Raw genomic sequence first — 2,572 nt, 5'->3', positions numbered from 1 at the left:
TGGGTTCGCTGTCGCGAACCGCAACCTACGAAGCGGGGCTGAGGGCAGGGGCGGCGTGTTCGGCCGACGGACGTCGTTGCCTCCGGTCCGGGTCGGGCCTAGCGTTCAGGCTTGGGCCAGCGGGCGAGGGGCGAAGCGATGCATCGTATCCTGATCCTCGGCGGCGGATTCGCGGGGTTGTGGAGTGCGGTCGGCGCGGCGCGGACCCTCGATGCCCAGGGCATCGGGCCTGACCAGGTCGAGGTCACGCTGGTCAACCGCGACGCCTGGCACGGCATCCGTGTGCGCAACTACGAGGCCGACCTCGACGCGATCCGCGTGCCCCTGGCCTCGGTGCTTGACCCGATCGGCGTGCGCCTGGTCGAGGGCGATGTCGCGGACATCGACCTCGCGCAGCGCAGCTGCACGGTCTCGGGGACCGGGACGGCGCTGCCCTATGATCGCCTGGTCTTCGCGCTCGGCAGCGGCCTTGCCCGGCCGGCGATTCCGGGGCTGGCCGCACACGGTTTCGACATCGACACCTTCGCCGGCGCCCGCCGTCTCGCCGATCATCTGGCCGCTCTGGCGAAGCGGCCGGCATCGCCGGGGCGCGACACCGTCCTGGTCGTCGGTGCCGGCCTGACCGGCATCGAGGCCGCGACCGAGATGGTGGACCGGATCGGGCAGGGGGGCCGGGTGATCCTGGCCGATCATGCGCCGCAGGTCGGCTCCGACATGGGCGACAGCGCCCGGCCGGTGATCGAGGCCGCCCTGGCCGCGCTCGGTGTCGAGACCCGGATGGGCGTGTCGGTCGCGGCAATCGATGCCGACCGGGCGACGCTGTCGACCGGCGAGGTCATCCCGGCCGCGACGGTGATCTGGTGCGCCGGCATGCGGGCCAGCCCGCTGACCACCCAATTCCCGGTCGAGCGTGACCGGCTGGGCCGGCTGCCGGTCGATCCGACCCTGAAGATCATCGGCCGCGAGGCCGAATTCGCCGTCGGTGATTCGGCGTGGGCGATGGTCGACGACAGCCACGCCTCGGTGATGTCCTGCCAGCATGGCCGGCCGATGGGCCGCTTTGGCGGCCACAACGCGGTCGCCGACCTGCTCGGGCTGCCGCTGCTGCCGATGCGGATCGAATGGTACACCACCATCCTCGACCTCGGCTCCTGGGGCGCCGTGTACACCGAGGGCTGGGACCGGCAGGTGGTGGCGCAGGGGGCGGCGGCGAAGCAGACCAAGCAGATCATCAACCGCCAGCGCATCTACCCGCCGCTGACCCGGGACCGCCGTGCCATCCTCGACGCGGCCGCTCCGGTCATCCAGGCGCCGCCGCCGCGACTGCGCTGACGATCAGCGTGCCAGGTCGAGATAGGCGCTGGCCACCGCAGCGTCGATATCCGCCGGCACCGGTACGACGCAGGATTCGGTGCCGACCCGGCCCTGGGCGATCCGCTCGAGACAGCGCGCCTGCAGCGTGAAGCCGAGATCCATCGATTCCACCGTATTGCCCAGTGGGCGCGGCCCGGCGAGGTTGGCCATGTGCCCGCCGCCGAGCAGATGGATGCGGCGGCCATCGGCGAGGCGGAGCGTCTCGATCCCTTCGCCCTCATAGCGCTCGACCTCCGCGGCGCCGGCCCGCAAGCCGCCGGCATCGATCTCATCCGGGAAATGGCCACCATTCATCAGGATCGCGCCGTCCTTGAGCAGGGCGAGGTCAGCGGCGGTGACAATGCCGGGATGGCCGGTGACCGTCACCAGGATGTCGGCCGACTGGATCGCCTGGTCGCGCAGCGGCGTGGCGAAACCGTCGAGATGCGCCTCCAGCGTCGTCACCGGGTCGATATCGACCACGCTGACGGTCGCGAAGGCGCTGCGGAAGCACGCTGCCGTGCCCTTGCCGCAGGCGCCGTAGCCGAAGACGGTGACGCGCTTGCCCTGGGTGGAGCGATTGGTGAAGCGCAGATAGCTTTCGAACAGGCTCTGGCCGACCGCGTGCCGGTTCTCGGCGAACTGCTTGATCGGGCTGTCGTTGATGACCAGGACCGGCATCGCCAGCGCGGTGCGCATCGGCACCAGGCGGGTGCGGCCGGAGGTCGTCTCCTCCGTCCCGCCGCGCAGGCCGGGCGGACGGTGCCCGGCGACGCGGGCGAACAGGTCGCCGCCATTGTCCAGCAGCAGGTCGGGCTGTTCCGCCAGGATGGCGTCCAGGCTCGCCGTGTGCTCGGCCGGGTCGGTGGTCTGCGTCGCGAAGACGGTGGCGCCCTGGCTGCGCAGATATTCGACCGTGGCAGGCTGCGTGCTGTTCAGGTTGCCGGTGCAGACCAGGCGGGCGCCGCCGAGGCCGAGGGTGGTCAGCAGCGCCACGGTCTTCGGCTCCAGATGGATGCCGGTGCCGATGGTCAGGCCCTCGAAGGGCCGCGTCGTCAGGAATTCGGCGGCCGTCGCCCGCAGCAGGCGGCAACTGCGCCCCACCCAGTCGATGCGCGACAGCGGCGCGGCTTGTGTCGTCTCGGCCATGGCGGTCTCTCCTCACGATCGGTCGTCTGCGTCGCGAAGACGGTGGCGCCCTGGCTGCGCAGATATTCGA

At 71.2% G+C, this 2,572-nt stretch carries 2 protein-coding genes; one reads left to right on the top strand and one right to left on the bottom strand.

Annotated features, from left to right (window positions below):
- The first annotated feature begins 138 nt into the window (after positions 1–138).
- Complete coding sequence (locus AC3XYG_RS36685) at positions 139–1,332, top strand: NAD(P)/FAD-dependent oxidoreductase (protein WP_489144842.1); 1,194 nt, start codon at positions 139–141, stop codon at positions 1,330–1,332.
- 3 nt (positions 1,333–1,335) lie between these two features.
- On the opposite strand, the gene AC3XYG_RS36680 is transcribed toward AC3XYG_RS36685, so the two are convergent.
- Positions 1,336–2,502 carry an adenosylhomocysteinase gene (locus tag AC3XYG_RS36680; RefSeq protein WP_489144841.1) on the bottom strand — a complete coding sequence of 389 codons (1,167 nt, stop codon included), beginning with the start codon at positions 2,500–2,502 and terminating at the stop codon, positions 1,336–1,338.
- Positions 2,503–2,572 lie beyond the last annotated feature (70 nt).

The sequence above is a fragment of the Inquilinus sp. genome (assembly GCF_057815775.1).
Note: the sequence above shows the minus strand (reverse complement) of the source record. Positions and strands in the feature narration are given on the sequence as shown.

Coding starts and splice junctions, on each gene's coding strand:
- AC3XYG_RS36685 (WP_489144842.1), top strand. CDS start 139: ATGCATCGTATCCTGATCCTCGGCGGCGGATTCGCGGGGTTGTGGAGT.
- AC3XYG_RS36680 (WP_489144841.1), bottom strand. CDS start 2,502: ATGGCCGAGACGACACAAGCCGCGCCGCTGTCGCGCATCGACTGGGTG.